Genomic DNA, 26,644 nt, shown 5'->3' with positions numbered 1-26,644 from the left:
TACACTTATTTACACAACGCGCTTTTATAGCAAAATATTTTGTATAGAAACGATTGAAAATAACATCATCATTGCTGTTGAAGTTAATCAAACAGCTGACCACTGATATTGTTTTTCATTTATTTTCAGTATCTTATGTTTTTGTGTGTTAACAGAGGCCTTTTTGGGGCTATGCCTAAGCAGAAAACCTAATCATGCACAGCAAGCTAAAAATGAAGTTATTATATAGATGCCCATCACAAATAACAAAAAAAGTGATCAAGAAAAAGGTGGAGTGTAAATGAATGAGTGTATTAAAGTAGCCGTATTAAGCCGATGTATTTGTTACAACTAGGCTAAGGTACTGATGTTGTAGTGTAAAGTCAGAATCGTGTAGTGTCGCTAACAACGAATCGTATTCAGTAAAAACTTACTGTTCATTGACACTTCAGTTCGCTAATAGATAAAGATAAAAAGTGAACATGGATAGCAATATAAAAACAATAACAAATAAAGGCTAATGGTTATCTGTTGTGTATAATAACTGCTTCATAACATAATATTTTGAAGGTGTTTCTTTGCAAAAAAATATAAGTAAAGAGGAATATTCTCGTTTAGTTACGCTTGCGGGGCGTGCTGCAATTGCTGCTGCTTCTTTATTGATCCTGGTTAAATTGTTTGCTTGGTTTGCTACGGGGTCATCAAGTATTTTAGCGGCATTAACTGATTCATTAATGGATGTAACTACCTCCATTATTAACCTCTTTGCAATAAAAATTGCACTGCAACCCGCTGATGATGACCATCGCTTTGGGCATGGGAAGGCAGAAAGTTTAGCAGGCCTTGCTCAAGCCGCTTTTATCTCAGGCTCTTCAGTATTATTAATGCTAAATGGTATCTCTTCTTTAATAAATGGCAATCAAATAACCGCTTCTAACCTCGGTGTTGGCGTGATGATATTTTCTGTTGTGGTGACGATTGCATTAGTGAGTTTTCAAACTTATATCGTGAAGAAAACCGGCAGCATGGCAATTAAAGCAGATTCACTTCATTACCGTACTGATGTGTTCTTAAATGGGGCTGTTTTAGTTGCTTTGGTATTGGCTGGTATCGGTTGGTATTGGGCTGATGGCTTGTTTGCAATTATTGTGAGTTTTTATATTTTATATGGTGCATGGGAAATTGGTGTTCAATCGATCAATGCACTCATGGATAAGCAACTGCCAAAATCCGATCATGAGTTAATTCTAAAAACAGCTTATAAAGTGGAAGGTGTTCGCGGAGCCCATGATTTACGCACTCGCCAGTCAGGTAATACCAAATTTATACAGCTACATTTGGAGTTGGATGATGATCAAAGTTTATTTGAAGCCCACAATAAAGCAGATATTTTAGAAGTTGAATTAAAGAAACATTTTCCGCATGCGGATGTGTTAATTCATTTAGATCCTCTCTCTGTTGTAGAGGCAGAGAACATAAAATTTAATGATACAAATAAGCTAGATAGTAGCGTAAAGGATGACGGTTAATGCATATTGAGCAACAGGAATTATGGAATAAAATACGCAAAGAAGCGTGGGAAAGCTCGGCTAATGAGCCAATATTAGCAAGTTTTTTTCATTCAACTATTTTAAACCATAGCAATTTTAAATCTGCATTAAGCTATCAATTAGCTAATCGTTTAGATAGCCATACTATGCCTGCAATTTTAGTGCGTGAAGTCATTGAAGAAGCATTTACAAAATCACCCGGGATACTTAATGCAGCAATGATAGATATTGTTGCGGTTCAGGAGCGAGATCCTGCGGTTGAACATTTTTCTATTCCGCTTTTATATTTAAAAGGTTTTCATGCGATTCAAATATACCGCGTTGCACATTGGTTATGGAATGAAAAGCGTGTTCCGTTAGCGCTTTATTTACAGAATCGCAGTTCAGAATTGTTTGGGGTCGATGTACACCCTGCTGCGCGTATTGGCAAAGGTATTATGTTTGACCATGCAACAGGTGTCGTGGTTGGTGAAACAGCTGTGATTGAGGATAATGTATCAATATTACAAGGTGTTACTCTTGGTGGTACGGGCAAAGACTGTGGTGATCGCCATCCTAAGATTCGTGAAGGGGTGATGATTGGTGCTGGCGCCAAAGTACTTGGTAATATAGAAATAGGGACTGGTGCAAAAATTGGCGCAGGTAGCGTGGTATTAGAGCATGTGCCTGCACATACTACCGTGGCCGGCGTCCCGGCCAAAATCGTCGGACGCCCCTCATGCGAAATGCCTTCGTTATCGATGGAGCAAAATATCTGATTTACTTAAATAGCTAAAATGAGTCGTTATTCAACAAACGCAAAACGGGGTGTTATAACTCCGTTTATATTTACCGTTTCTTGAAACATATCAAAGGGTCTTACCCAAAGTGCTTGTTCGCCATACAAAGGTCGGTAAAGCACCATTTTTTCCTCTGTTTCACTGTGCGTTACGACACCTTCTACCCGATAAAAGCTGCCTTTATAGTGCTGATATTTTCCAAGCTTGATCATATTTTTCCCTTTTTGAATTTGAAGATGAAGTGCTGCTTGTCTTGAGCTCTGATTATTTACCTAAAATCCTAACATATTGGCTTTTATTCTCCTAAATCAAAAACAATGGTTGAATAAGCCTGCTGTAATGCTTATTCTCACTGGATTGACAGCAAATTTTCAAGGGGTTAATTCATGACATTAGAGTTATTAGAAAAATTAGAGAAAAAAATTCAAAATGCAGTAGATACTATATCTTTATTACAGATGGAAGTTGAAGAGCTAAAATCAGATAAAGAAGCATTATCTAAAACAACAGAAGAGCTACAATTTGCAAACAGTAAATTAACTGAAGAGCATCAACAGTGGCAATCTCGTTTAAGTGCATTAGTTGGAAAAATCGAAGAAGTCGAAGAAACAATGTAGTTTTTTAGCTTAGATTTGAATAACAAAAAGCCCAATGAATCGTTAAATTCATTGGGCTTTTTATTTGTATGTTTACTACTGACTTAAATTTTTATTCGATCTCTTCTAAATCATCAAGTGCTAATGGCTCAGGTGAGATGATAATGCCCGTGCTGTCTGCATAAAGAATATCTTCAGGTAAGAAGCTCACGCCCGCAAAATTAACCGGTACATTAAGCTCACCCACTTCATTGTCTTCAGCGCCAACAGGAATAGCGGTAATAGCTTGGATACCAATATCTAGCTCTTCAAGTGCATCTACTTCGCGTACACAACCGTTTACGACGATACCTTCCCAGTTGTTTTCAACTGCAAATTCAGCAATATTAGCATTTACCAGTGCGCGTCGTAACGAACCTCCACCATCAATGAGTAATACCTTGCCAGCACCATTCTCTTCTAGTGTTTTATAGATAAGCCCAACGGATTCAAAGCACTTAATCGTAACTACTTCACCGGCAAATGAACTACGTCCGCCAAAGTTAGTTAATAGGGGCTCAACTACATCGATAGTTTCAGCATAAATGTCGCAAAGCAAAGAGGTATTATAATCCATGAGTAGCCCACCTGTAGTTGTAAGTAATGATTTTAGTATAAACGTAACGCACTCATTTACAATTCTATTTCAATCAAAAGCTAATCTAACTCATTAAAAAACGAACGATTGAATGATTTTTCGCAATAATGACACTTTAGTGTCAATTCGGTACGATTATTGACATAGAATTGCGTGTTTACCGGTTCATTATGACTGATACAGTTGCTGTTTGGGCAGGCAAGTACACCAACAAATGCTTCGGGTAGCTGTACTTTAAATTTATTAACCACTTTAAAGTTCTTAATTTGGTTAATCGTTGCCCCTGGAGCAAAAAGAGCTAACTGATTAGCTTGTTCATCGCTAATAAAGGTATTTTCTACCTTGATCAGATCCTTTTGTTGACCATTGGTTTTGTTGAGGTTTAAACCTACTGTTATTTTTTCATTCGCCTGTGCAAGTTTAAAAAATTTTAATATTTTTAGTCCGCGGTGGGCTGGAATATGATCAATAACAGAGCCATTTTGAATTGCTTCAACCTGTAATTTGTAGTCGCTCATGATTTAAACCTTTGCTTGGAAATGATTAGTTAATAACAGGGCTAATAATGCTTGGCGTGCATAAACACCATTTTGTGCTTGCTGAAAATAATACGCATAAGGGGTTTCATCAACGTCTGTCGATATTTCATCAATACGTGGTAGCGGGTGTAATACTTTTAAGTTATCACGCACATTGTTTAACATAGACGCGTCTAATAAAAAGGCTGACTTGATATGTTGGTATTCTGTTTCATCAAAGCGCTCTTTTTGTACACGTGTCATGTATAAAATGTCTAGTGAATCAATGACCTCTTCAATGCTGCTATGAACAGAGTAACCAATGCTTTTATCATTCAGCTCTTCAATAATATAATCAGGCATTGCTAGTGCTTCTGGCGCAATAAAGAAGAGTTTACAGTTAAAACGAGATAACGCTTGTGCTAAAGAGTGCACGGTGCGGCCATATTTTAGGTCACCTACAAAGGCAATATTGAGGTTGTCTAACGTACCCTGTGTTTCATAGATGGTAAACAGATCCAGTAATGTTTGAGTTGGGTGTTGATTAGCACCATCACCACCATTGATAACCGGAATATCAGTAAACTCAGAGGCTAAGCGTGCAGCGCCCTCTTGTGGGTGACGCATAAAAAATGCATCCGCATAAGAGCTAATTACTTTTACAGAGTCGGCAAGTGTTTCGCCTTTTTGAGCAAGTGAGGTATTGCCGCCACTGTCGAAACCTATAATGCTGCCTCCTAAGCGTTGCACTGCCGTCTCGAAAGAGAGACGAGTACGTGTGGACGCTTCAAAAAAACAGCTCGCAACAACTTTATTTTTAAGTAATTCTGGCTGAGGAGTTTGTTTGAGTGAGTGGGCAGTTTCTAGGATAAGTTCTAAGTCGCTACGTGTTAGGTCAGCGATCGAGATAATGTTCTGTTGGTATAGCGGGTTATTCATTGTTTTAGACTCATGGTTAACCTGTGAAGATGCTCTATTATAACTTAATTCTTTAAGTGTTTTAGCGATAAATTGAGGTTATGATGCAGAATCTCTTATTTTTGGAATGTCGATAATGTTAACTCGGTTTTTACTCACCTTTTGTCTATTCTGTTCCGCCAATAGTTATGCGAATGAATGGTCGGTATTACATGCTTTATTGCCTAAAGGAACACAGTTTTCTTACATGGTGGTCGATGCAAATAGTGAAGCAATATTAGCTAAATATGAGCAAGAAACATTACGTACACCTGCGAGTATGCAAAAACTGCTCACAGCAACGGCGGCAAAATTACATTTAGGTAGCGATTTCCATTACCAGACGAATTTACTTGGCGCTCAAGAACAAATAAAACAACGACGTTATGAGGGGGATCTTCGTTTAAATTTTGTGGGTGATCCTACGCTCAAACGTGCCGATATCCGCGCCATGTTAGTCTCGTTGAAACAACAGGGAATAACAGAGATAACCGGAGACTTTATCGTTAATGATGCTCACTTTAGTGGTTATCAGTGGAGTAATGGTCAAGCGTGGAATGACTTAGGTGTCTGTTATACATCTCCCTCTAACGCCATTATTGTTAATAGAAACTGTGTGCAGGGTAATTTAAGTATAAAGGGTAAAGGGGCTAAAAAAGCGACCTTGTTTATTCCTGATTATGAACCCGTGTCGATCAGTGCCGATGTCGATGTGGTCACTAAAGAGCAGCGAGTAGCACAATTCTGTGATTTAGAGGTGACGCGAAACAGCCAAAATAGCTATCACTTATGGGGGTGTGTGGTTCCCCGAGATCGTGCTTTTGGATTGGCCTTTTCCGTTAATGATCCCTTCCATTATGTAGCACAAATTCTCGATAATGAATTACACCGGTTAGGCATCAAATTGAATGGAAAGGTGCGTTTGGAGAGTAAACAATATGAGGGGGGGGATAATCAAATATTAGCAAGTTATCAATCCCCTAAGTTAGATAAGTTACTTGCAATCATGATGAAAAATTCTGATAACTTAATTGCGGATAGCCTGTTTAAAACTATCGGTGGCAGTTACTTTCAGCGTTCGGGAAATTTTAGAAATGGCGCACAAGCGGTTAAAGCCGTTCTTTCTGAACAAGGCGTCGACTTAGAAAATGCATACTTAGCAGATGGTTCGGGATTATCTCGTCATAACCTAATGAGTGCAGAGTTGTTTATGTCGGTATTACAGTTTATCTATAATAATGATGTGCAGTTTGACCTGTTATCTAGTTTTTCGGTGGCTGGAGTAGATGGCACCCTAAAATATCATCGTGGTGTCAGGGGGAAGCAATTTAAAGGTAAAGTGATTGCTAAAACGGGATCGATGAAAGGCGTTGCTAATCTATTAGGCGTAGTAAGAGCAGAGCAGGGTGATCGTCTATTTGTGTTGACACTCAATGGCTATAGTGAGCCTCAATCAGCCTTAACCTCTGAGTTAGCACGTGATAAAGCGGCATCTAAGTATCTTTTTGAAAACGCGTTCTTCGAAACTATTTTAAGAACTCCACTCGCTAAATAGTATTTTTGTATAAAAAAAGAGGCCACTGGCCTCTTTAGTATTAGCATTGATACGATTACATTTTAATGGGGAACCATTGTGTGGGTTTTCCGTCACTGAAAAGTGCAACATCGGTTGAATAATCTTGTTTACTCACCGCGCTTAAGTCTCGCGTGTGGATCGGGTAGCTTAACCCATCAAAATTGAGTTGTGACCATTCTGAGCCAGTTTGAACAAGTAAGCTTTGCCAGAAATAATGCTGGGCTGTGGAAATGATTATTGGGGCATGGATACGCGATACACGGCTTGAGAAACGATATCCGTCTGACTGACCTTCAAAAATAAGCATTTCACAGCCATTTTTATTAGAGCACCAGTCAAGTAAGACAATTGCTTCATCAACACCATCGCCATTTAAATCATATTTTACCGCGCTAAATTTTGTGTTTTTAGGATCGGTACGATGAATGTTGAAGTAGTTATTAACCGCTTCTTGGATTTCAATATCCACTTCATTATCAGGTACGATATTCTGTGCACTGAATTCTCGATTTATGTGATCAACTTTAACGGTTTCATCTCCCTCCTTGGCATTCATTTTATTAAGCACGAGGGCATCACCTTCGATGACTTCAACAATATTGTTGTTGTTTATTGTTGTGGTGCTTAACGATAGCCCTTGTCGCTCTAATATCAGCTCTTGACGAATGTTTTTATCTGCTTCTTTAGATAGTATTACAGAAATGTGTTTCGGTGAATTAGTCTTCCAGTAACCCGTTTTCACGGTGGTTATATTATTAATCGTTTCGCTATATTCAACGGTATAGTTTTCATTAAGGGCTAAGTTGGTAGTGGTATTATTATTGCTACTTAGATAATAGCCAATAATAGATTGATCCTTAAGTGGCCAGCCAGGTTCACCACAGCCATCAAATGCTCCCCAAACGCTGTTCACTTTTGTTACATATCCCCAATACTCATTATTCTTAGGGTTATAACAATGGCTTGGCTGAATGGAAAGTTTAAGCTTTTGCCCTTTTTTATTGGTCGCGTAAACGTAGTTTATTTGCGTACTTCTAAAGTTAGAATTCTCCACATCGTAAGCTTGGTTGCTTGCCTTAGTTGAAAAGAAGAGTTTTTCATTATCGATATTTATACGCCAATGCGGATCATCGCCACTTGCTCTGAATAAAAAAGTATCTGTAGGCTTAGCACACTGTAAAGAGGCTTTAGCTAATGCCATGTGATGTATTCTGTCTATGCGCATCATGACATTATTATCTTTTTGCTCTGTGCTGCTAAAAGATATTTCTCCAGCAAATTCAACATAAACAGGAGTGTATGGGGTTGAGGCTATTTTTTGGTAAATCTTATCGACAACAAAACTTGAATCAACAGAGAATTTTTGGTTAGTATCACAGGCTTTAAAGTAACCTTTTCCATCACCAAATACATATTGTCCTCGAAAGTTACTTTCTAAAACTTGAGAAAAGTTTTTTTTAGTAACGATAGGTATCGGCTTTTCTTCGACTGGTATTGGTGGTGGAGCACTACATGCTGTAATAAGTAGTGGTGTGGTTAATAGCAAGAGTGATAGACGCATAAATAAACCTTTGTTCCATAAAAGTAATTGGTAGCCTCATTGAGTATAACAGCGCTTACATATATTTCATCCTGTAGCAATTAAATATATCTGACAAATGTAATAATTACTTGTTATCGAGGGGTTTTTCCCCTCATATTACTTATTCGTTTGCTTTTTGTTCGGTGCAGAAGCACGTTTTATTGATGTTCGGATAAGTTATGAGGGGGGAGGATTAACCTAATAATTGGTTTATTTTTTCTGATACGCCGTGTTCTTTCGCCGATAGCGTCACTTCGGCTTCTGGTAGGGCTTTACGTAACTCTACTTGAGAGTTAGCCATTAATACCGGTTTCCCAACAAGGTTTAACATTTCAACATCATTCATTCCATCACCAAAGGCGATAGCATCTTCGTTGGTTAGCCCTTTTTCTTTTAATACGGCAGCGACAGCCGTACCTTTATTGGTATTTGCGTCCATGACCTCTAAGCATATCGATAACGAAAAGGTGAGATTTATCCTATTGCCAAAATGAGCTTTTAATTGTTCATACAATGACTGCAGTGTTTCAGCATCACAACAAAAGAAAATCTTAATCGTATTACTTTTATCGAGTGTTTTTAAGTTGGTTTCTTGACAGGTAAATCCTGCATCAAGTCCCATACCGTCTAGGTCTGGTTCACGAAAATTTGCGTACCAGTGATCATCAGTGAAAAGGTTGATTTGTACCTTCTCATCAAAGTTCATATTACAAATTTCGGTTGCAATAGAGGCGGGTAAATTTTGTTTTAGAATGATTTCACCAGCTTTGTTGTGAACACGTGCACCATTTGATGTGATGAGGTAAATGGGTTCGCCAAGTTCATCTTGTAAACTCTTAGCTTCGATATGGTGGCGGCCTGTTGCAATAACAAATTTACGACCACTCTCTATCCAGTTATGAATACTTTTTTTCGTTTGTGCAGAAACTTTGTGATCAGGTCCAAGTAATGTTCCGTCAAGGTCTGAAATAGCTACTTTGTACATGTTCGTTTACCTTGTGCTACTGAAATTAAAAATTGAAGGGTATGAGTAAGTGCAGTGATACGGTACTTATCACTTTCTATTAATATCTCATGTTTTGCCCCATCAATGGTTAAAAACTGACTATCTTTACAATTCTTGATATTATCAAAAAAATCTTTTTGTCCCTGGCTAGTAACAACTTCGTCAGCGCCTGCTTGAATAAGCAATATTGGGATATTAATTTTATTGGCTTCTTTAATTGCTTGCTCTGTTGCGCTGATACTCGTCGCTACCCAACGCATTGTTGCATCACCAAGCTGCGTAGCTGGTATATTTTCAAAGCTATATTGACTCGAGTAAAAGCGCTTTTCACTGTGGGTTAATTGATTACCTTCAAAAGGACGTTTCGTATAACCTTCTCCAGCTGGTACATAACAAGCTTTATCGCTAAACCAACTACAGATTTCAGCACTGCTATAGGTTACTGCTTTAGCAATAAAAGGGGGTAAACCACCGAGATTGATAGAGAGCATTGGACTGAAAAAAATAGCACCTTGGAAAGGCGTTTTATATTGTTCTAAATAAAGAGCACTAATCGCCCCTCCCATCGAATGGGATACTAAATAGCGTTGTGTATAGTTTTTCTCTAATGCGAGTGAATCAACATATTGATTAAGGTCATCAACATAATCCTGAAAATGAATGACGTGCCCACGGTATTGGTCTCCACCAAAACGCTCAGATAAGCCTTGCCCACGATGATCGATAAGAAATAGGTCGTAACCTTTTAAATTGAGGTCATAGGCGACCTCTTTATACTTTAAAACACTCTCATTACGACCTTGGCTAATCACAATTGCTTTATCATTTCCGGTTGTAATAGCAATGGTATGTATGTTTTTTTCGTCGATCCCTTGAAAGGTATTTGCTTGCGCATACTGCTGCCAAAAAGCATCAATATCAGCATTGTAATTATTGCTGAGTGTTGATTCGGTATTTAAATTAAATGGATTATTTATCATGTCTGAATTCGCAGCGCTGCAGGTTGTGTGAAATAAAAATAAAGAGGTTAATAATAGTGCATACTTTTTAGCTTTCATTTAATATCTCAGCAGTTAGGTTTAAGTATGTTAATAACAATAGCTTGAAATGGTAAGTTATTAATTTTTTTTGAGGTTTTTTTGTGAAAAAGAAGTTTACCCTGCATTATGATGCAGCTTTGATAATCGTGTTGTTATTTATTGTAATGATTAGTTTCGCTTTTTTCCAGCAATCTCAGGTAAATGCGTTAACCTTAGAAAATGAAAAATTACAGTGGCAGTCAGTTGAGGATAGTTTTAATCTGAGTTCTCAAGAAGCTTATATTAAAAAGCTACAGGCTCAGTTGTTGTTAGAGGAATCTTTAAAAGAATAAGATAAACCACTATAAATTCAGTGGTTTATCTTTAATTGTTTACTTGGTAAGTCGCTATCTCTGTACCTAGATTAAGCTAGTTTTGCTTTGATGAAGTCGATCACTTCATCAATTTTAACTTCTTGTTTTTCACCAGATTGGCGATCTTTATACTCAATCACGCCATTATCGATGCTACGATCACCAATAACGAGAGTGTGTGGCATGCCGATAAGCTCTGCATCAGCAAACATGATACCTGGGCGCTCTTTACGATCGTCAAGTAAGACTTCGATACCTGCTGCTTGAAGCTCTGCGTAGTATTTCTCTGCAAGTTCTGCAACACGATGCGATTTCTTCATATTCATCGGTACAATAACAACCGAGAATGGCGCTAGCGTATCATTCCAGATGATACCGTTTTTATCATTGCTTTGCTCAATCGCTGCAGCAACAATACGTGAGATACCAATACCGTAACAACCCATTGTTAAGGTCTGGTTTTTACCTTGCTGGTTTAATACAGCCGCTTTCATCGCTTCAGAATAAGTCGTGCCTAACTGGAAAATATGACCCACTTCGATACCACGTGCAATCGAAAGTGTCCCTTGACCACAAGGACTAGCATCACCTTCAACAACATCACGAATATCAGCAACTTCATAATCAGTGATATCACGATCCCAGTTAACACCCGCTAAGTGTTTACCTGTTTCGTTTGCACCACAGATAAAGTCAGCCAGTTTTTCAGCGCTACGATCTACAATAGTGCGAATTGTTAATCCTTTAGGGCCGATAGAGCCTGCATCACAGTTCGCTGCCGCTTTAATTTGTGCTTCGGTAGCAAATAGTAGTGGGCTAGCAATACCTTCGATATTTTCTGCTTTTATTTCGTTGAGGTTATGGTCGCCACGTAAGACTAGTGCAACAACAGGTGCTGTTTCACCTTCTTCACATGAGCCTTCAACCAATAATGTTTTAACGACTTGTGTTGCTTCAACATTAAGCGCTGCACACACTTCTTCAATGCTGTGTACATTTGGTGTATCGATCGTTGTTACTTCAGCTGTTGCTGCAGGACGATCAAATGTTGGTGCTAATGCTTCAGCTTTCTCTACATTCGCTGCGTAATCGCTCTCATTTGAGAATACGATTGCATCTTCACCGCTTTGCGCTAGTACATGGAATTCATGTGAAGCATCACCACCAATACTGCCTGTATCAGCAATAACTGGGCGGTATTCAAGACCTAAACGTTCGAAGATACGGCAGTAAGCTGCGTACATATTTTGGTAAGTTTTTTCTAGACACTCTTGCTCAAGGTGGAATGAGTAAGCATCTTTCATGGTAAATTCACGTGCGCGCATTACACCGAAGCGTGGGCGTGTTTCGTCGCGGAATTTAGTTTGAATTTGAAAAAGATTAAGTGGTAACTGCTTGTAGCTGTTCACTTCTTTACGTACTAGTTCTGTTACAACTTCTTCATGTGTAGGACCTAAAACAAAGTCACGTGTATGACGATCTTTTACACGTAAAAGCTCACCACCATATTTATCCCAACGGCCTGTTTCAACCCAAAGGTCAGCGGGTTGTACTACTGGCATTAAAATCTCTACAACACCTGCTCGCTCCATCTCTTCACGAACAATGTTTTCAACTTTACGTAATACGCGTAAACCTGTCGGTAACCAAGTGTATAAACCCGATGCTAATTTACGGATCATACCTGCGCGTAACATTAGCTGGTGGCTCACAATTACTGCATCGCTCGGTGCTTCTTTTTGTGTTGAAAGTAAATAATTGGTAGTGCGCATGGTAATCCTTAAGGTTTCGGGGCAATATAAAAAGCAATTTTATATAAGAAAGAGAGTGAAATGAAGCAGTATCTACAAAGTGGCAAAGTTAGTCTTATTATAATGCTTATTTGTACAGTGATTTTTGCATTAAATACACTATTACCTATCAACTTAAACCAGTTTGGCATTGTGCCACGTTCATTATCGCACCTTTCTGGTATTGTGTTTGCTCCCTTTTTACACGGTAGCTTGTCGCACTTACTAAGTAACTTTTTGCCTTTTGTTATTTTAGGCGGGTTAATCGGTTTAAAAAGTCAAAAGCGTTTTTGGCTTTTGTTTATGCTTCATGTGCTCAGTACCGGTTTTTTAGTGTGGTTATTTGCCCGTGGTAACAGCGTCCACATTGGCATGAGTGGGGTTATTTATGCATTTTGGGGGTACTTGATTGTTTATGGCATTGTGCGCAGACAGTTTTTGCATATCGTTATCTCTGTCGCTACGTTGTTATTTTATGGTGGATTGGTCTTTGGCGTGTTACCGACAACACCCGGCGTTTCCTTTGAAAGTCACCTATTAGGTGCCATTGTTGGTGCAGTAAGCGGCTATTATTTTGCCAGATTAGAAAAATCAGGCTGGTAAATGGTGAGGAGTCGGGTTGTTAGAGCAATGCGCTAGGCATCGCTCTTAACGACCTAAATCTATTTTAGATTGGTTTTAAATGTGGTTAACATTTTAAACAGTAATTCAATTTTAACGACAATGTTTGGCAATAATTTTTTATAATGCTCTTCATCATCAGTTTGAATTTCTTGTAGATCTGCCGCTAACTCTTCAACGTAAGGTAAAAAAGTATCTGAATGATTTTTAAAGGCGGTATCAGCAGAAAAAATCTGTGCAAATCCCGCTTTTTTCTGTTCACGCAGCATCTCAATCTGTTTATCTGCATCTACTGCTTTGTGATAAATAATCTTAACGTTTTCTTGTAAATGCTTTAATACGGTCTCTTTGCTCATCTGGCTTCCTAATTAGTAATTATACCGGTTAAGGTTAACGTTAAAATTATAGCGAATTTATTAGTGTTTTACTCTTTTCTCCTGCAATTTCTCTGCTTAACTTAGGGACCAGGTAGCCAGGCAGCTCTGCACTTATCTGTTTTATCAGTTGTAATGCTTTTTCTGTTTGTAAATCAAAATGCTGAGCACCTTGTACTTTATCTAATAAAAACAGGTAATAGGGTAAAATATTTGCCTGTGAAAGAGCTTCGCTCAGGTTAACCAATGCTTCACAACTATCGTTAACGCCTTTAAGTAATACGCTTTGATTTAATAACTGAATCCCCGCTTGATGAAGCTTTTGCATTGCGCTAGTGAACAATTCGTCTATTTCATTGGCGTGGTTGATATGTAAAACCATCACCACTTTTAAGCGACTACGTTGCAATAACAAGCATAATTGTTCGGTAATTCGTTGCGGAATAACAACCGGAAGGCGAGTATGGATGCGTAAACGCTTTAACTGTGGCAATTTATCAAGCTCAGAGACGATATATTGTAAAAAGTCATCTTTGCTCATTAGTGGATCACCACCACTTAAAATTACCTCATTTACTTCAGGGTGTTGCTTTAAGTAATCTAAGATTTCTTTAAATTGCTGTTTATTGAGATTGTTATCTTGATAAGGAAAATGACGACGAAAACAGTAGCGACAATTAACTGCACAGCCGGATTTCAAAATCAGTAATACGCGGCTTTTATATTTATGTAATAGCCCCTGAATACCATTTTGATGTTCACCTAGAGGGTCTAAACTATAACCCTCAATAACTCTTGTTTCATTCTCAACGGGCAATACTTGTAGTAATAACGGATCAGAAAGGTCACCCTTTTTCATTTTATTGATGAAGGGCATCGGCACTAACATGGCAAAGCTTTTACGCGCAGCTTCACTTAATGGAACAGTTTTTGGTTCAATTGCTAATAATTGTAAAAGTTGCACTGGATTTTTGACTGCATTCGCCAGTTCCTTTTGCCAAGAGGGCGCCACATCGGTATTATTCATGGTAATTATTTCTGTCATTTTAAATTATTTTATAAAGAGGTTGTTATGGCTACATATAGTACCAGTGAATTCAAAGGTGGGCTAAAATTCATGCTCGATAAAGAGCCTTGTGCAATTATTGACAATGAATTAGTAAAACCAGGTAAAGGCCAAGCATTTAACCGTGTTAAATTCCGTAAACTTTTATCAGGTAAAGTAGTAGAGAAAACATTTAAGTCAGGGGAGTCTGTTGAAGCTGCTGACGTAATGGAAATTGAACTTGCTTACCTATACAGCGATGGTGAGTTTTTCCACTTTATGAATAACGAGTCATTTGAGCAAGTTGCGGCTGAAGCAAAAGCTGTTGGCGATATGGCTAAATGGTTAGTTGAGCAAGATACTTGTACGATCACGCTGTGGAACGACAACCCAATCGTGGTAACACCGCCCAATTTCGTTGAACTTGAAGTTACAGATACAGATCCTGGCCTGAAAGGCGATACTGCTGGTACTGGCGGTAAACCTGCTACATTAGCAACGGGCGCAATTATTCGTGTGCCACTGTTTATCCAAATTGGTGAAGTAGTAAAAGTTGATACACGTAGTGCTGAGTATGTTGGCCGCGTTAAAAAATAATAATACCTAACGTTATTATTAAAAAAGCCCAGTTTATCTGGGTTTTTTTATGTCATAAATAGAAAGATTATCTATCCCTGTGGTATATGTTTATTGCTCGTTGTTATTCGTTCTGCAGAGCCTAAGTGTTAAAAGTAATAGTGCCACACAGGTGACACTTTTATATTTTATTTTCATTAACCGCTACTTCAAAACATTTGTAGCAAGATAGTGAAAGTAAACACACTCACTGCAAATGCGAATCCATAACATAGTACTTGTTGCCAATCTCGCCCACGTTTTACACCAAGATCATGCAAAGCATGGAATATACGATGCAGGGTATGCCATAACGGTAAGGCGACTAACACTAATACAATGGCAGCGCCGTACCAACTGGTCGCAAAGCTATGTAGGGTCTGATAATTAAAGTTACCCTTGTCGATAATACCCAGTGGGATTAATAGACCGGTAATTAATATCATTACTGGTGTTAAGAATGCGGTGAGCATGCCACCGGCACCAAACAGCCCCCAAAAAATAGGTTCGTGTGAGCGAATATACTTTTTCTCTTTTTGTTCAGTCATCATTCACTCCTATAGCGTGATAATTAATAAGCATAAAACCGTTGCGACAATAAACGCGGCGTAATGCCCGGAGATAATCACTTTGTCATCAAGGCGTTTTCCTTTTATCCACAGATCAACCGCTTTAGGCGCTAATGAGAACCAGGTGATGGTGTGGTAGAGTGCAAAAACCAGAGCAATTAGATGTAATAAAATTGCAAAAGGGTTTTGTAATGCTTCAAGCCAGCCATTAAATGCCACTTCACCTTGGCTTAATCTCAGTACACCCCAAGCTAATATCAAGCTATAAATACTGATCAATACACTGCTGCCTTCGCGCAGCATATATTTGGTATAAAAAAGTTGCTTCATCCACCAGTCAGTCGGCAGTTCTCGTGTATAAGGTTTACGTTTACTCATTGCATTCGTCCTTATTGCTAATTCGTTATAAATATCTCTTCTGTTTAGGTATCTAACTCAAGCTGGCTAATTATTCAGGCTTAAACATACCAATTAAGTAATCTTTACTGCTTTCTACTTTTAATAGCTGGATAGCGGCGGCAGGATCAACGCCTTTTGGGCAAACTACCGAGCAGTAGCCAACAAAGGTACAGCCCCAAACACCTTCCTCTTGATTTACTATTTTCATGCGTTCAGCACTACCTGCATCACGGTTGTCACGGTTATATCGAGCAAGCAGGGTAAGGGCAGCGGGTCCTATAAATTTCTTATCTAGCGCATACTGCGGGCAAGCGGCGTAACATAAGCCGCAATTGATGCACATAGAGAACTGGCGGTATTTTTCCATCTGTTCAGGCGTTTGCTTGTAAGCGCCTTCGCTCAAACATTTTTTATCACCCGCTTCATTTTTTTCTGGAATAATATAGGGCTTGATCTCTTCCAGTTTATTAATGAAATCATCCATTACCACCACTAAGTCTCGTTCAATAGGAAAGTTAGCGAGTGGCTCTAAACTAATTCTTTTTGGGAAGTAATCGCGCAAAAATGCCTTACAACCTAATTTAGGCACGCCATTCACCATCAATCCACAACTACCACAAATAGCCATGCGGCAAGACCAGCGAAAACTAATGCTGCTGTCGAGGTGATCCTTGATATATTGTAACGCTTCTAAAATAGACATATCAGCACTATAAGGGACATCAAAGGTTTGTGTGAAGGGATGGTCATCTTCCTCGGGGCGATAACGCAGAATATCTATCTCAATAATTTTCTGATTCATTATTTACTCTCCTGCGCAGATTTATCACCAGCAGCGCCATAAGCACGTACTGCAGGTTGACTCTTCGTGATAGTGACATCGCTATAGGCGATGGTAGGGGCTTTATCTTGCTGATAATAAGCGAGTGAGTGCTTAAGGAATTTCTCATCATCACGTGCTTCAAAACCATCGATACGTTGGTGCGAACCACGCGATTCTTCGCGCAACAGTGCACTATGTGCCATCGCTTCAGCGGTATCGAGTAAGTAACCTAGCTCTATCGCATATAAAAATTCAGTGTTAAATACACTCGATTTGTCTTCAATGTTAATGTTTTTATAGCGCTGTTTAAGCTCCGCTAATTTATCGACAGTTTGCTGCATCGACTCTTTGGTGCGGTAAATACCCACCCCTTCCTCCATGCTATCGCCCATCTCTTGACGAATATCAGCCATTTTTTCCGTGCCATTACTGTGTAGCAGCGCTTCTGTACGTTTGATAATGGCTTCAGCTTGTTTTTTAATGGGAGAAATTTTGCCATGCTTGATAGTTTTGGCGTGTTCAGCCGCTTGCTCTCCCGCTAACTGACCGAATACGGCAAGCTCTGTTAGTGAGTTTGATCCTAAACGATTAGCGCCATGTAGGCCGACGGAAGCACACTCACCAATGGCGTATAATCCGGAAAGAGAGGTCGCTGTTTTGGCATCAGTAGCAATGCCACCCATGGTGTAATGTACCGTGGGTCTTACCGGAATTGGCTCGTATACCGGGTCTACTCCGACATAGGCTTTGGCTAATTCTCGAATGAAGGGTAGGCGTTCATTGATTTTTTCTTCCCCTAAGTGGCGAAGATCTAAATGGATATAATCACCACGTTCACCCTGTATAACGTTACCTTTTTGCTGTTCTTGCCAGAAACACTGACTGAGTTTGTCACGTGGCCCAAGTTCCATATATTTGTTTTTAGTTTGTCCAACCGGCACTTCAGGTCCAAGACCATAATCTTGCAAATAGCGATAGCCATCTTTGTTAACTAAAATACCACCTTCACCACGACAGCCTTCGGTCATTAAAATACCGCTGCCTGGCAAACCAGTAGGGTGATATTGAACAAACTCCATATCACGTAGTGCTACGCCATGGCGGTATGCGAGAGACATACCGTCACCGGTTACAATTCCACCATTGGTGTTGTAGCTGTAAACACGACCTGCACCACCGGTGGCCATGATCACTGATTTAGCTTGGATAAGTTTAGCTTCACCTTCTGCAATATCTAAAATGATCACACCTTGAATACTGCCATCTTCAACAATTAAATCTAAGCAGAAGTGTTCATCAAAACGAGTGATTTTAGGGTGTTGAATTGAGGTTTGAAAAAGTGTGTGCAGGATATGAAAACCGCTTTTGTCTGCGGCAAACCATGTGCGTTCTATTTTCATGCCACCAAAAGCACGCACATTGATAGAGCCATCAGGTTTACGACTCCAAGGACAACCCCAATGTTCTAATTGGGTTAATTGTTTAGCTGCATTCTCTACAAAATATTCGACTACGTCTTGTTCACATAACCAATCTCCACCGGAAACCGTATCATTAAAATGGTTTTCGAGTGAATCATGATCCTGTGCAACACCAGCCGCTCCACCCTCTGCTGCAACAGTGTGGCTGCGCATTGGGTATACTTTGGAGATAAGTGCGATATCAAGTTCAGGGTGATTTTCTGCTATCTCAATGGCCGCTCTTAAGCCAGAGCCTCCCGCACCAATAATGGCGACATCAGTTTTAATTATTTGCACACATCTCTCCTATCGAAAAAAGGTAAGTACTCAGTGTAGCAATGGATTTTTAAAAATCCGTGAGAATAGTATGGTTTTTAATATTGTATTTTATTAGTTCACTTTTCATTACCCTCAATCAATTTTTTGTTAGACTGCCTCTCTTCAACAGTGAGGAAAAAATATGAATTGGCTACCAAATGCTGACATACAGCTATTAAAGAAACGTGCCACCATTATCCAACAAATAAGAACCTTCTTTATTACGCGTGAGTTACTAGAGGTGGAAACGCCCTCTTTAAGTCAAGCTGGAGTGACGGATCAGCACCTTTTCTGTTTTAAAACCCATTTTATTGGTCCTGAAATATCAGACCTGAAACCTGAAGCATTAGGTGTGCCACTGTACCTCCAAACCTCACCAGAATTTCATATGAAGCGCCTGTTATCAGCAGGTAGTGGCTCTATTTTTCAAATAGCAAAAGCATTTCGAAATGAGGAGTCTGGGCGTTACCATAATCCAGAATTTACGCTGTTAGAGTGGTATCGAGTAGGCTTTGATCATTTCCAGTTAATGGATGAAATGGATCAGCTTTTACAGTTGGTATTGCGTTGTCAGCCAGCGCAACGTATTACTTATCAACAGGCATTTATGCAGGTACTTGATGTAGATCCGTTATCTGCTTCACTTGATCTGTTGAAGCAATCCGGTAGTGTGCTTAATTTGGGTGACGTATTAGACAATGAAACTGATTACGATACGGTATTACAGTTACTGTTTTGTTTTGCGATTGAACCCGTGATTGCCAATGATTTCCCCTGTTTTGTTTATAATTTCCCTGCATCTCAAGCGGCACTTGCTCGCATTAGCCCTGAAGACTCTCGTGTTGCGGAGCGTTTTGAGGTGTATTACCAAGGTATTGAGTTAGCAAATGGTTTTCATGAACTTAGCGATAGCGAAGAGCAACTGAAACGCTTTAAAAAGGATAATGTATTGCGTAAGCAGAATAACCTCCCCGAAATGCCAATCGACACCCGTTTTGTAGCATCATTAAATACACTACCAGATTGTGCTGGAGTGGCATTAGGCATTGATCGCTTGATAATGCTTGCCACTAAACAAGCGCATATCGATGATGTAGTCAGTTTCACCATCAAAGGAGCATAATAATGGCTAAGTTATGGCTAACTGATAAGGCCTATTCATTGTGGGCTTACGCTATTCGAATTATTTATTGGCTGGTGGCTATCTATTTATCGATGCTCTTTTCTGAATATTATGATCAACAAAGCTGGTTTAAAGTCGGTTTGATGGTCATTAGCTTGCTGTTTGTTGTTGGTTTTTTAGCTTTAGGTCGCTATTTAGATCACCTTTTTAAAGCTAACAAAAAATAACTCTTTATTTGCGAACTACAATTGCAGTATTACCCCATTGCTATTGTAGAGGTCGTTATGCCAATTACTAAAGTAAAATCTGAAGTTCAAAAACTCACTGATATTCTTAATGATGATGTTATTGCCGATGAATGTACAGCAGGAGAGTTGCGTGCGGTGCATGATCAGTTACAAGAAGCTATTTTGTCGCGTGATCCTGCGCAGTTAATTCGTGATAAAAAACTGACTCAACAGTTATTAGTGTTTGAAGAGAGTAATCCGTTAGTAGGTAAAGTGATTAAAGATTTAATGACGGCGTTATCGGGAATGGGTATTTAGATTTAAGCTCAAAATTTAGATACAAAAAAACCGACATAAAGTCGGTTTTTTTAAGCTTTTTAAAACTCTAATATAATTGGCTATAAAAGCCGCTTATATTAAAGAGCTTTAATTTTAGCAGAAAGACGGCTTTTCTTACGAGCTACCATGTTTTTGCTAATTAAGCCTTTAGTTGCGAATTTGTCTAGAGTAGCTTGTAATGTAACAAACTCAGTAGCAGCAACTTCTTTATTACCAGCTTCGATAGCAACAACAACTTTCTTGATGAAAGTACGCATCATTGTACGACGGCTAGCGTTATGTTTACGGCGTTTTTCAGATTGAATAGCGCGTTTTTTAGCAGACTTGATATTAGCCAAGACCTTAACTCCTAAATTCTGTATACAAGGGATAATCAAAGGTCGAGGAATATGCCTTGTAACATGTGTATTGTCAAATGGTTTCTTATTTTAACTACTCATTCCGTCGTCATTAAACCCATTCAATATTGAATAATGTTTGCTTGAGACGACTAAACTGCCCTTTGCCTTCAACTAAGCGTAATCGCTTAGTGCTAAGTTGTCACAGTTTAGAAGTAGTTTTTAACCGCTGAAAAAACTGCGATGAATCCTGACAGGTGGTTAAACTGCGCGCATTTTATACTCTACGGTGGCTAGATGCAAATTTACAGTCAATTTATTCGTGTTCTTTTACGATTAATTTTGTTACTTATTTACATTAGCACCGTTACATTTGGTTAGTGCTCATGTTTTGTGTATAAAAAACAGCTAACTTGAAGCAAGTTCGCCAATATTATCAATGTTATTTTGTTTTTTTAAGCAGGCTTACTAATCATCTCATTAGTGAAGTTGGTATTATCTGCCTTTCGCTATAAAATGACCTTCCAAATTTAGCGAGGAAGTGCTGCTGTGAGTAAAAAATTATTAAAATCAGGGATGATAGTCAGTGCGATGACCCTGATATCTCGCGTGCTAGGTTTAGTGCGTGATGTGGTTGTCGCAAATTTACTCGGTGCTGGTGCATCAGCGGATCTTTTCTTTTTTGCTAATAAAATCCCCAATTTTTTACGCCGTTTATTTGCCGAAGGTGCCTTCGCGCAGGCTTTCGTACCGGTATTAACTGAGTATGAAAAAACCAAGTCTCCAAATGAAGTCAAACAGTTAATCGCTGCGGTGTCGGGGACTCTGGGAACCATTGTCACGGTGATCACTATTTTAGGGGTGTTAGGCTCTGGCGTATTGACTGCGATGTTTGGTTTTGGTTGGTTTTTAGAGTGGTATCATGACGGCGCAGAGGCGTATAAGTTTGAATTAGCGTCAAATATGTTAAAAATCACCTTCCCCTATCTTTGGTTTATTACCTTTACTGCGCTTTCTGGTGCGATTTTAAACACCCTTGGAAAATTTGCGATCGCTGCTTTCACGCCAGTATTTTTAAATATTGCCATCATCAGTTGTGCACTGTTTGTTTCCCCCCAGTTAGCACAGCCTGAATTTGGTTTAGCAATTGGCGTTTTCTTAGGTGGTGCTATTCAGTTCTTTTTCCAACTTCCATTTATGGCAAAAGAGGGCATGTTAGTGAAGCCTAAATGGGATTGGCATCATCCTGGCGTAGTTAAAATCCGCACTTTGATGATTCCGGCACTATTTGGTGTGTCGGTCAGTCAGATTAATCTATTGCTCGATACATTTATTGCCAGCTTCTTACAAACAGGATCGATCAGTTGGCTCTATTATTCCGATCGTTTGTTAGAGTTCCCACTCGGTCTATTTGGTATTGCGATTGCGACGGTTATTTTACCTAGTCTTTCTTCATCACATGTTAGCAAGTCAGATGACCATTTTGCCAAAACGATTGATTGGGGCATTCGTATGGTTTGCATGCTCGGCTTCCCTGCAATGCTTGGATTAATCGTACTCGCAGAGCCCATGTTACGCGTACTGTTTATGCGTGGTGAATTTGGTGTTGATGATGTCAGCATGGCGTCGATGAGTCTGTTTGCTTATGGCTCTGGTTTGTTGAGTTTTATGATGGTGAAGATATTGGCTCCGGGTTATTACGCGCGTCAAGATACTAAAACGCCGGTTAAATTTGGCATCATTGCGATGGTGAGTAATATGGTTTTGAATATTATTTTTGCCATTCCCTTTGGTTATGTCGGACTTGCAATTGCGACTTCATTATCAGCAACGTTAAACGCCGGCATGTTATGGGGGGGGTTATACAAAGCTGGTGTTTACCGGAAGCAACCAGAGACTATCTCAGTATTATTACGCATTATCGCGTCCGGTTTAGTGATGTCTGCAGTGATGCTTTATTTTAACCCTACGCTACAACAATGGGCTGAATTTAATCTATTTGAATCAGCGACTAGGCTGTTTGCATTGATCGCAACGGGTGTTGCGACCTATTTTGTCTGCGCTGGCTTAATTGGTTTACGCATGAGGCACTTTAAAATTAGTGCCCAAAAGACAAAAAATGAGAGCTGATAAGTTGACCACTATGCTATATAATCCCCTTTTTTGCGTCTGTTTATAAAAGTAGAACAATGGAACTAGTGCGTGGCATTCATAATCTTAAAGCACAGCATCAAGGTTGTGTTTTAAGTATTGGTAATTTTGATGGTATTCATCTTGGGCATAATGCGGTTTTATCGCGTTTGTTAAGTGAAGCTAAGCGTCTTAATGTACCTGCGACGGTGATGACCTTTGAGCCGCAACCAGAAGAGTTGTTTTTAGGCAATAATGCGCCTGCTCGGTTAAGTCGTTTGCGTGACAAGTTTGTACAACTTGAAAAATTAAAATTAGACCGTTTGTTGTGTGTCTCATTTACACGTCAATTTGCCAATATCAGTGCTCAAGATTTTATTGAAGAGTTATTGATTAATAAGTTGAATGTGAAGTTTCTGGTAATCGGTGATGATTTCCATTTTGGTTACCAACGTAAGGGCGATTTTCAGCTTCTAAAAGAAGCGGGTAAAAAGCACGGTTTTGAAGTCGTTGATACACAAAGTCTCGTACAACAATCGCAGCGTATTAGTAGCACACGTATTCGTGATGCATTAGCGCAGGGCGCACTAGACTCTGCCGCTAACATGCTCGGGCGAAAATACAGTATTACCGGTCGAGTTGGTCATGGTCGTAAGCTAGGGCGCACGATTGGTGTGCCAACTGCGAATCTGTTTTTAAAACGCCGTGTATCACCTGTTTCCGGCGTATTCGTTGTTACTGTTCAAGGCATTAATAATAACAATTATCATGGTGTTGCTAATATTGGTACTCGCCCCACCGTTGACGGTGAAAGACAGCAATTAGAAGTACATGTTTTTAACTTTGAGGGGGATCTCTACGGAGCGCAACTTGAAGTGATATTAGAGAAAAAATTACGCGGTGAAGTAAAGTTTGATTCCTTTGCCGAGTTAAAGGTTCAGATCGATAAAGATATAGAAGACGCTAAGCGATGGCATCAAAACGCTAGCATCAACACAATTAACAATTAAATCGTAAGATGGAATAAAAACCGATGAGTGATTATAAAAGTACATTAAACCTGCCTAAAACAGGTTTCCCGATGCGCGCAAACTTGGCGAATCGTGAACCAAACATGTTGAAAAACTGGTACAGCAACGATCTTTATGGAAAGATTCGTGCGGCTAAAAAAGGTAAAAAAACATTTATTTTGCATGATGGCCCTCCTTATGCAAATGGTGATATTCATATCGGTCACTCGGTAAATAAAATCCTGAAAGATATTATTATTAAATCGAAAACGCTTTCTGATTTTGATGCGCCATATATCCCAGGTTGGGACTGTCATGGTTTACCAATAGAGCTTCAAGTTGAGAAAAAACACGGCAAGCCAGGTAAAAAACTAACAGCAGCTCAATTCCGCGTTAAATGTCGTGAATATGCTGCGCGTCAAGTTGATGGTCAACGTACAGACTTTAAACGTCTAGGTGTATTAGGTGATTGGGAAAACCCATACCTAACAATGAATTTTGACACTGAAGCAAACATCGTGCGTGCGTTAGCTAAAATCATTAAAAATGATCACCTGCATAAAGGCTCTAAACCTGTGCATTGGTGTACAGACTGTGGTTCTGCATTAGCAGAAGCTGAAGTTGAGTATGAAGATAAAAACTCACCAGCTATTGATGTAGCATTTACAGCTGTTGATAATGAAGCGGTTATTGCTTGTTTTAATCCTGAAGGTGATGACGTAGGCCATGGCGATGTTTGTACCGTTATCTGGACAACGACACCTTGGACGCTGCCTGCTAACCGTGCGGTTGCATTAGCAGCTAAAGTTGAATATTCATTAGTACAAGCTGGCGAACGTCGTCTGATTTTAGCAACTGATTTAGTTGATAGTGCAATGCAGCGTTACGGCATTGAAGACGCTAAAACATTAGCGATTTGTACTGGTGCTGATTTAGAGAAACAACTATTCAACCACCCATTCTTAAACATCCAAGTACCAGCGATTGTTGCAGATCATGTAACGATTGATGCAGGTACGGGTTGTGTACATACCGCGCCTGGCCACGGTCAAGACGATTACTCTGTTGGTTTAAAATACGACTTAGAAGTGGCTAACCCTGTTGCTGATAACGGCGTATTCCGTGAAGATACTGAATTTTTTGCTGGTTTACATGTATTTAAAGCGAACGATAAAGTACTTGAAGTGCTAACTGAAAAAAATGCACTGGTTCATCAGCAAGTATTAAAGCATAGCTACCCGCATTGTTGGAGACACAAAACGCCAATTATCTTCCGTGCTACGCCACAATGGTTTATCTCGATGGACCAAAAAGGTTTACGTGATAGCGCATTAGGTGAAATCAAAGACGTTAAGTGGATCCCGAGCTGGGGTGAGCAACGTATTCAGAAGATGATTGAAGGTCGTCCTGACTGGTGTGTTTCTCGTCAACGTACATGGGGCGTGCCAATTACACTGTTTGTAAATAAAGAAACAGATGAATTACACCCGAACAGTGTTGAAATGATGGAACTGATTGCCCTTAAAATTGAAAAAGAGGGGATTCAAGCTTGGTGGGATTTAGATGCAGAGAAACTATTAGGTTTTGAAGCTGACCAATACCGTAAAGTTACAGATACACTAGATGTTTGGTTTGACTCAGGTACTACTCACTCGGCTGTTGTTGATGCTCGTGATGAATATAAAGATGGCGAGAAAGTTGCTGATATCGATCTCTACCTTGAAGGTTCAGATCAACATCGCGGTTGGTTCCAATCTTCACTAATGACTAGTGTTGCGATTAAAGATAAAGCCCCTTACAAAGAGGTATTAACGCACGGTTTTGTGGTTGATGCACACGGTAAGAAAATGTCTAAATCTGTGGGTAACGTAATGTCTCCTCAGAAAGTAATGAATGACTTAGGCGCTGATGTATTACGTCTATGGGTTGCTTCTACAGATTACACTGGCGAAATTACAGTATCAGATGAAATCTTAAACCGTAGCGCAGATAGTTACCGCCGTATTCGTAATACTGCGCGTTTCTTACTGTCTAACTTGAACGGTTTTGATCCAAAAACAGATATGCTAGCAAATGATGAAATGGTGGCTTTAGACCGTTGGATCGTAGCAAAAGCAGATGCGTTACAAGAAGAGATTATTGCTTCATACAATGATTACAACTTGCACGCAGTACATCAAAAACTAACGCATTTCTGTTCAATTGAATTAGGTAGCTTCTACTTAGATATCATTAAAGACAGACAGTACACCGCTAAATCAGACGGTATTGCACGTCGTAGTTGTCAAACTGCCATGTACCATTTAGCAGAAGCATTAGTACGTTGGATGGCACCTATCTTAAGCTTCACTGCTGATGAAATTTGGGGACGCATGCCGGGCGAACGTGATGAATTTGTATTCACTGGTGTTTGGTATGACGGTTTATTCGGTTTAAGCGATAACGAAGCGATCTCAAATGAAGCATGGGATCAACTGATCGCAGTTCGTGCTGAAGTAAATAAATCATTAGAACTTGCGCGTAAAGAGAGCGTCATTGGTGGTGGTCTAGAAGCTGAAGTGACACTTTACGCTGATGATAAAACGACGAGTCTATTAAATGGCTTAGCGGATGAGTTACGTTTTGTATTAATCACGTCTAAAGCTGCTGTTAAACCACTTGCTGAAGCACCGCAAGATGCAATTAAAACAGAGATTGATGGTTTAGTTGTTAGCGTTGCTAAAAGTGTACATGCGAAGTGTGATCGTTGTTGGCACCATAACGAAACAGTAGGCAAGGATGAAACACATCCGTTACTATGTATTCGTTGTATCACTAATATTGAAGGTGAAGGCGAGCAACGTCAGTTTGCTTAATAAATACTAAGCACTCATTATTCTATAAAACGCCT

The 26,644-nt window shown here is 39.5% G+C and carries 28 protein-coding genes; 13 read left to right on the top strand and 15 right to left on the bottom strand.

Features of this window, described 5'->3' with window-relative positions:
- Positions 1-557: 557 nt before the first annotated feature.
- Both QQK09_RS03285 and cysE read left to right on the top strand, forming a co-directional pair.
- Positions 558-1,508, top strand: coding sequence for a cation diffusion facilitator family transporter (locus tag QQK09_RS03285; RefSeq protein WP_284202689.1), 951 nt, complete (start codon positions 558-560; stop codon positions 1,506-1,508).
- Positions 1,508-2,287, top strand: a complete 780-nt coding sequence (gene cysE, locus QQK09_RS03280; RefSeq protein ID WP_284202688.1) for a serine O-acetyltransferase — start codon at positions 1,508-1,510, stop codon at positions 2,285-2,287. Before QQK09_RS03285 ends, cysE begins: the two co-directional genes overlap by 1 nt.
- Positions 2,288-2,313: 26 nt before the next feature.
- On the opposite strand, the gene QQK09_RS03275 is transcribed toward cysE, so the two are convergent.
- Entirely contained in the window at positions 2,314-2,520 is a 207-nt protein-coding gene (locus QQK09_RS03275) for a DUF1653 domain-containing protein (protein WP_284202687.1), read from the bottom strand.
- Positions 2,521-2,694: 174 nt separating this feature from the next.
- On the opposite strand from QQK09_RS03275, the gene QQK09_RS03270 reads away from it, so the two are divergent.
- Positions 2,695-2,925 (top strand): cell division protein ZapB, encoded by a 231-nt coding sequence (locus QQK09_RS03270; protein ID WP_284202686.1) that lies wholly within the window; start codon positions 2,695-2,697, stop codon positions 2,923-2,925.
- Between the two features lie 91 nt (positions 2,926-3,016).
- Here QQK09_RS03270 and rraA read toward each other — a convergent pair whose 3' ends face one another.
- The 3 genes from rraA to pyrB form a co-directional block, all read right to left on the bottom strand.
- The gene (rraA, locus tag QQK09_RS03265; RefSeq protein WP_284202685.1) at positions 3,017-3,520 is read right to left on the bottom strand and encodes a ribonuclease E activity regulator RraA; all 504 of its coding nucleotides are present in this window, start codon (positions 3,518-3,520) and stop codon (positions 3,017-3,019) included.
- Between the two features lie 80 nt (positions 3,521-3,600).
- On the bottom strand, positions 3,601-4,059 hold the full coding sequence (gene pyrI / locus QQK09_RS03260) for an aspartate carbamoyltransferase regulatory subunit (RefSeq protein ID WP_284202684.1): 459 nt from the start codon (positions 4,057-4,059) through the stop codon (positions 3,601-3,603).
- Between the two features lie 3 nt (positions 4,060-4,062).
- The gene (gene pyrB / locus QQK09_RS03255) at positions 4,063-4,998 is read right to left on the bottom strand and encodes an aspartate carbamoyltransferase (RefSeq protein ID WP_284202683.1); all 936 of its coding nucleotides are present in this window, start codon (positions 4,996-4,998) and stop codon (positions 4,063-4,065) included.
- Between the two features lie 115 nt (positions 4,999-5,113).
- Here pyrB and dacB point away from each other — a divergent pair, with 115 nt between their 5' ends.
- On the top strand, positions 5,114-6,571 hold the full coding sequence (gene dacB, locus QQK09_RS03250) for a D-alanyl-D-alanine carboxypeptidase/D-alanyl-D-alanine endopeptidase (protein ID WP_284202682.1): 1,458 nt from the start codon (positions 5,114-5,116) through the stop codon (positions 6,569-6,571).
- A 55-nt stretch (positions 6,572-6,626) separates the two neighbouring features.
- Here the strand turns inward: dacB and QQK09_RS03245 are convergent, their stop codons facing one another.
- From QQK09_RS03245 to QQK09_RS03235, 3 genes are all read right to left on the bottom strand, one after another.
- Positions 6,627-8,153 carry a hypothetical protein gene (locus QQK09_RS03245; RefSeq protein WP_284202681.1) on the bottom strand — a complete coding sequence of 509 codons (1,527 nt, stop codon included), beginning with the start codon at positions 8,151-8,153 and terminating at the stop codon, positions 6,627-6,629.
- Positions 8,154-8,367: 214 nt separating this feature from the next.
- Entirely contained in the window at positions 8,368-9,159 is a 792-nt protein-coding gene (locus QQK09_RS03240) for a Cof-type HAD-IIB family hydrolase (RefSeq protein WP_284202680.1), read from the bottom strand.
- Entirely contained in the window at positions 9,147-10,238 is a 1,092-nt protein-coding gene (locus tag QQK09_RS03235; RefSeq protein ID WP_284202679.1) for an alpha/beta fold hydrolase, read from the bottom strand. The genes QQK09_RS03240 and QQK09_RS03235 overlap by 13 nt, the downstream gene beginning before the upstream one ends.
- An 83-nt stretch (positions 10,239-10,321) precedes the next feature.
- Here QQK09_RS03235 and QQK09_RS03230 point away from each other — a divergent pair, with 83 nt between their 5' ends.
- Positions 10,322-10,552: a hypothetical protein gene (locus tag QQK09_RS03230; protein ID WP_284202678.1), complete on the top strand. Its 231-nt coding sequence runs from the start codon at positions 10,322-10,324 to the stop codon at positions 10,550-10,552.
- Between the two features lie 71 nt (positions 10,553-10,623).
- On the opposite strand, the gene QQK09_RS03225 is transcribed toward QQK09_RS03230, so the two are convergent.
- Positions 10,624-12,345: a proline--tRNA ligase gene (locus QQK09_RS03225; protein WP_284202677.1), complete on the bottom strand. Its 1,722-nt coding sequence runs from the start codon at positions 12,343-12,345 to the stop codon at positions 10,624-10,626.
- A gap of 60 nt (positions 12,346-12,405) precedes the next feature.
- Between QQK09_RS03225 and QQK09_RS03220 the strand changes: the two genes are divergently transcribed.
- Positions 12,406-12,966, top strand: a complete 561-nt coding sequence (locus QQK09_RS03220) for a rhomboid family intramembrane serine protease (protein WP_284202676.1) — start codon at positions 12,406-12,408, stop codon at positions 12,964-12,966.
- Between the two features lie 59 nt (positions 12,967-13,025).
- Here the strand turns inward: QQK09_RS03220 and QQK09_RS03215 are convergent, their stop codons facing one another.
- Both QQK09_RS03215 and epmB read right to left on the bottom strand, forming a co-directional pair.
- Positions 13,026-13,340, bottom strand: a complete 315-nt coding sequence (locus tag QQK09_RS03215) for a hypothetical protein (RefSeq protein ID WP_284202675.1) — start codon at positions 13,338-13,340, stop codon at positions 13,026-13,028.
- A 46-nt stretch (positions 13,341-13,386) separates the two neighbouring features.
- Positions 13,387-14,394: an EF-P beta-lysylation protein EpmB gene (epmB, locus tag QQK09_RS03210; protein ID WP_431312575.1), complete on the bottom strand. Its 1,008-nt coding sequence runs from the start codon at positions 14,392-14,394 to the stop codon at positions 13,387-13,389.
- 36 nt (positions 14,395-14,430) lie between these two features.
- Here epmB and efp point away from each other — a divergent pair, with 36 nt between their 5' ends.
- Complete coding sequence (gene efp, locus QQK09_RS03205) at positions 14,431-15,000, top strand: elongation factor P (RefSeq protein WP_284202673.1); 570 nt, start codon at positions 14,431-14,433, stop codon at positions 14,998-15,000.
- A gap of 188 nt (positions 15,001-15,188) precedes the next feature.
- On the opposite strand, the gene frdD is transcribed toward efp, so the two are convergent.
- The 4 genes from frdD to frdA all read right to left on the bottom strand — a co-directional run bounded on the left by frdD (position 15,189) and on the right by frdA (position 18,566).
- Positions 15,189-15,566 (bottom strand): fumarate reductase subunit FrdD, encoded by a 378-nt coding sequence (frdD, locus tag QQK09_RS03200; protein ID WP_284202672.1) that lies wholly within the window; start codon positions 15,564-15,566, stop codon positions 15,189-15,191.
- A gap of 9 nt (positions 15,567-15,575) precedes the next feature.
- Positions 15,576-15,965 carry a fumarate reductase subunit C gene (locus QQK09_RS03195; protein WP_284202671.1) on the bottom strand — a complete coding sequence of 130 codons (390 nt, stop codon included), beginning with the start codon at positions 15,963-15,965 and terminating at the stop codon, positions 15,576-15,578.
- Between the two features lie 70 nt (positions 15,966-16,035).
- Positions 16,036-16,788 (bottom strand): succinate dehydrogenase/fumarate reductase iron-sulfur subunit, encoded by a 753-nt coding sequence (locus QQK09_RS03190; protein ID WP_284202670.1) that lies wholly within the window; start codon positions 16,786-16,788, stop codon positions 16,036-16,038.
- Complete coding sequence (gene frdA / locus QQK09_RS03185) at positions 16,788-18,566, bottom strand: fumarate reductase (quinol) flavoprotein subunit (protein ID WP_284202669.1); 1,779 nt, start codon at positions 18,564-18,566, stop codon at positions 16,788-16,790. The genes QQK09_RS03190 and frdA overlap by 1 nt, the downstream gene beginning before the upstream one ends.
- Before the next feature lie 163 nt (positions 18,567-18,729).
- On the opposite strand from frdA, the gene epmA reads away from it, so the two are divergent.
- The 3 genes from epmA to QQK09_RS03170 are packed head-to-tail and all read left to right on the top strand — an operon-like array spanning position 18,730 to position 20,255.
- Positions 18,730-19,710 carry an elongation factor P--(R)-beta-lysine ligase gene (gene epmA, locus QQK09_RS03180; protein ID WP_284202668.1) on the top strand — a complete coding sequence of 327 codons (981 nt, stop codon included), beginning with the start codon at positions 18,730-18,732 and terminating at the stop codon, positions 19,708-19,710.
- Between the two features lie 2 nt (positions 19,711-19,712).
- Entirely contained in the window at positions 19,713-19,937 is a 225-nt protein-coding gene (locus tag QQK09_RS03175; protein WP_284202667.1) for a hypothetical protein, read from the top strand.
- 57 nt (positions 19,938-19,994) lie between these two features.
- Positions 19,995-20,255 carry a DUF4404 family protein gene (locus tag QQK09_RS03170; protein ID WP_284202666.1) on the top strand — a complete coding sequence of 87 codons (261 nt, stop codon included), beginning with the start codon at positions 19,995-19,997 and terminating at the stop codon, positions 20,253-20,255.
- Positions 20,256-20,353: 98 nt separating this feature from the next.
- Here QQK09_RS03170 and rpsT read toward each other — a convergent pair whose 3' ends face one another.
- On the bottom strand, positions 20,354-20,614 hold the full coding sequence (gene rpsT / locus QQK09_RS03165; RefSeq protein ID WP_101108805.1) for a 30S ribosomal protein S20: 261 nt from the start codon (positions 20,612-20,614) through the stop codon (positions 20,354-20,356).
- Positions 20,615-21,163: 549 nt separating this feature from the next.
- Between rpsT and murJ the strand changes: the two genes are divergently transcribed.
- From murJ to ileS, 3 genes are read left to right on the top strand one after another with little or no spacing between them, the layout of a single operon-like run.
- Entirely contained in the window at positions 21,164-22,744 is a 1,581-nt protein-coding gene (gene murJ / locus QQK09_RS03160) for a murein biosynthesis integral membrane protein MurJ (RefSeq protein WP_284202665.1), read from the top strand.
- Positions 22,745-22,803: 59 nt separating this feature from the next.
- A complete protein-coding gene (gene ribF, locus QQK09_RS03155; protein ID WP_284202664.1) occupies positions 22,804-23,754 on the top strand; it encodes a bifunctional riboflavin kinase/FAD synthetase in 951 nt (316 codons plus the stop codon).
- A gap of 23 nt (positions 23,755-23,777) precedes the next feature.
- Positions 23,778-26,609, top strand: a complete 2,832-nt coding sequence (ileS, locus tag QQK09_RS03150; RefSeq protein ID WP_284202663.1) for an isoleucine--tRNA ligase — start codon at positions 23,778-23,780, stop codon at positions 26,607-26,609.
- The last annotated feature ends 35 nt before the right edge of the window (positions 26,610-26,644 follow it).

The organism is Psychromonas marina, from assembly GCF_030161115.1.
In the GTDB taxonomy this organism is placed as follows: Bacteria; Pseudomonadota; Gammaproteobacteria; order Enterobacterales; family Psychromonadaceae; genus Psychromonas; species Psychromonas marina.
The sequence above is the reverse complement of the archived record's forward strand: the minus strand, read 5'-3'. Positions and strand labels throughout refer to the sequence as shown.

Coding starts and splice junctions, on each gene's coding strand:
- QQK09_RS03240 (WP_284202680.1), bottom strand. CDS start 9,159: ATGTACAAAGTAGCTATTTCAGACCTTGACGGAACATTACTTGGACCT.
- QQK09_RS03195 (WP_284202671.1), bottom strand. CDS start 15,965: ATGAGTAAACGTAAACCTTATACACGAGAACTGCCGACTGACTGGTGG.
- QQK09_RS03175 (WP_284202667.1), top strand. CDS start 19,713: ATGGCTAAGTTATGGCTAACTGATAAGGCCTATTCATTGTGGGCTTAC.
- QQK09_RS03245 (WP_284202681.1), bottom strand. CDS start 8,153: ATGCGTCTATCACTCTTGCTATTAACCACACCACTACTTATTACAGCA.
- QQK09_RS03270 (WP_284202686.1), top strand. CDS start 2,695: ATGACATTAGAGTTATTAGAAAAATTAGAGAAAAAAATTCAAAATGCA.
- epmA (WP_284202668.1), top strand. CDS start 18,730: ATGAATTGGCTACCAAATGCTGACATACAGCTATTAAAGAAACGTGCC.
- efp (WP_284202673.1), top strand. CDS start 14,431: ATGGCTACATATAGTACCAGTGAATTCAAAGGTGGGCTAAAATTCATG.
- cysE (WP_284202688.1), top strand. CDS start 1,508: ATGCATATTGAGCAACAGGAATTATGGAATAAAATACGCAAAGAAGCG.
- QQK09_RS03275 (WP_284202687.1), bottom strand. CDS start 2,520: ATGATCAAGCTTGGAAAATATCAGCACTATAAAGGCAGCTTTTATCGG.
- QQK09_RS03215 (WP_284202675.1), bottom strand. CDS start 13,340: ATGAGCAAAGAGACCGTATTAAAGCATTTACAAGAAAACGTTAAGATT.
- dacB (WP_284202682.1), top strand. CDS start 5,114: ATGTTAACTCGGTTTTTACTCACCTTTTGTCTATTCTGTTCCGCCAAT.
- QQK09_RS03190 (WP_284202670.1), bottom strand. CDS start 16,788: ATGAATCAGAAAATTATTGAGATAGATATTCTGCGTTATCGCCCCGAG.
- QQK09_RS03225 (WP_284202677.1), bottom strand. CDS start 12,345: ATGCGCACTACCAATTATTTACTTTCAACACAAAAAGAAGCACCGAGC.
- QQK09_RS03170 (WP_284202666.1), top strand. CDS start 19,995: ATGCCAATTACTAAAGTAAAATCTGAAGTTCAAAAACTCACTGATATT.
- ribF (WP_284202664.1), top strand. CDS start 22,804: ATGGAACTAGTGCGTGGCATTCATAATCTTAAAGCACAGCATCAAGGT.
- pyrB (WP_284202683.1), bottom strand. CDS start 4,998: ATGAATAACCCGCTATACCAACAGAACATTATCTCGATCGCTGACCTA.
- ileS (WP_284202663.1), top strand. CDS start 23,778: ATGAGTGATTATAAAAGTACATTAAACCTGCCTAAAACAGGTTTCCCG.
- QQK09_RS03235 (WP_284202679.1), bottom strand. CDS start 10,238: ATGAAAGCTAAAAAGTATGCACTATTATTAACCTCTTTATTTTTATTT.
- frdD (WP_284202672.1), bottom strand. CDS start 15,566: ATGACTGAACAAAAAGAGAAAAAGTATATTCGCTCACACGAACCTATT.
- pyrI (WP_284202684.1), bottom strand. CDS start 4,059: ATGAGCGACTACAAATTACAGGTTGAAGCAATTCAAAATGGCTCTGTT.
- QQK09_RS03220 (WP_284202676.1), top strand. CDS start 12,406: ATGAAGCAGTATCTACAAAGTGGCAAAGTTAGTCTTATTATAATGCTT.
- rraA (WP_284202685.1), bottom strand. CDS start 3,520: ATGGATTATAATACCTCTTTGCTTTGCGACATTTATGCTGAAACTATC.